Origin of the sequence: Kitasatospora sp. NPDC098663, from assembly GCF_044760075.1 — a bacterium.
In the GTDB taxonomy this organism is placed as follows: domain Bacteria; phylum Actinomycetota; class Actinomycetes; order Streptomycetales; family Streptomycetaceae; genus Kitasatospora.
In genome coordinates, this window is sequence record NZ_JBIWAP010000130.1 from 1 (window position 1) to 1,750 (window position 1,750).

Below are 1,750 nucleotides of genomic sequence, written 5' to 3' on the forward strand. Positions count from 1 at the left end.
GCCCTCGGCGGCCATTCCCTGCTGGCCGTCTCGCTGGTGGAGAAGCTGCGCTCGGGCGGTGTCTCCGTCTCCGTGCGGGCCCTGTTCGCCACCCCGACCCCGGCCGGACTGGCGTCTGCCGCCGGTTCGGTCCAGGTGGTGGTCCCGGCCAACCTGATCCCGGAGGGCGCGACCGAGCTGACCCCGGCGATGCTGCCGCTGGTCGAGCTGACCGAGACGGAGGTCGCCACCGTGGTGGCCGCCGTCCCGGGCGGTGCCGCCAACATCGCGGACGTCTACCCGCTGGCCCCCCTGCAGGAGGGCCTGTTCTTCCACCACCTGATAGCCGACCGGGACAGCGGCGACTTCTACGTCCTGCCGACCGTCCTGGACTTCGACGACCGGGCGCGGCTCGACGAGTTCCTCGACGCGCTGCGCTGGGTGGTGGCTCGCCACGACGTCTACCGGACTGCGATCGTCTGGGAGGGCCTGCGCGAGCCCGTCCAGGTCGTTCTCCGCGAGGCCGAACTGCCAGTCACCGAGGTCGAGCTGGACGACGCGGAGGGCCACCCCGTCGACCGGCTGCTGGCGGCGGCCGGCGGCTGGCTGGAGCTGGACCGCGCGCCGCTGCTGAGTGCGCACGTCGCTGCCGAGCCGGGTACCGGCCGGTGGCTGGCGCTGCTGCGGATCCACCACCTCGTCCAGGACCACACGGCCCTTGAGGTGCTGCTCGGTGAACTGCGGGCGTTCCTGTCCGGCCGGATGGCCGAGCTGCCGGAGCCGCTGCCGTTCCGCGAGTTCGTCGCTCAGGCCCGGCTCGGTGTGCCGCGCGAGGAGCACGAGCGGTACTTCGCCGAGCTGCTCGGCGACGTGGACGAGACCACGGCCCCGTACGGGCTGACGGACGTCCACGGCGACGGCACGGCAGGGGCACGGGCACACCTGCCGGTGGACGACGCGCTCTCGGCGCAGGTCATCGAGGTGGCGCGGGCACAGGGCGTGAGCCCGGCCACGCTCTTCCACCTCGCCTGGGCCCGCGTCCTCGGCACGCTGTCCGGCCGCGACGACGTGGTGTTCGGCACCGTGCTGTTCGGCCGGATGAACGCCGGCACGGGCTCGGACCGGGTCCTCGGCCCGTTCATCAACACGCTGCCGGTCCGGGTCCGCCTGGACGACGCCACCGTGGGCGAGGCGCTGGCCGGTCTGCGCGAGCAGCTGGCCGACCTGCTGGTGCACGAACACGCCCCGCTGACCCTGGCCCAGACGGCCAGCGGCGTTCCGGGCGGCAGCCCGCTGTTCACCTCGCTCTTCAACTACCGGCACAACCAGGCCGCCCCCGCTTCGTCGGTGTCGTCCACTGCGTCGACCGAGGACGGTTCGCCGGCCGCGGCGGCCATGACGGGCGTCAGGACGGTCTTCCGCCGCGAGCACACCAACTTCCCGTTGGACATCGCCATCGACTCCGACGGCTCCCGGTTCGGGATCTCGGTGGACGCGGTGGCGCCGGCTGACCCGGAGCGGGTCTGCCGGATGGTGCGCACCTGCCTGGAGGGGTTGGTGGAGGCCCTGGAGCGAGCTCCGCAGACGCCGTTGGCCGCGGTCGAGGTGCTGGACGCGGCGGAGCGGCGACAGTTGCTGGAGGGCTGGGCCGACTCGGCCGACGCTGTCGGCCCGTCGGTTCTGCCGGGGGTGTCGGTGCCGGGGTTGTTCGCGGCGCAGGCGGTGCGGTCGCCGGGTGCGGTGGCGGTGGTGTGTGACGGTGTTGAGGTGT

General features: G+C 73.3%; 1 protein-coding gene. It reads left to right on the forward strand.

Annotated elements, in window-relative coordinates; genetic code table 11:
* The coding region (locus tag ACIQVZ_RS42400; RefSeq protein ID WP_402458528.1) for a condensation domain-containing protein at positions 1-1,750 on the forward strand (1,750 nt) is incomplete at both ends.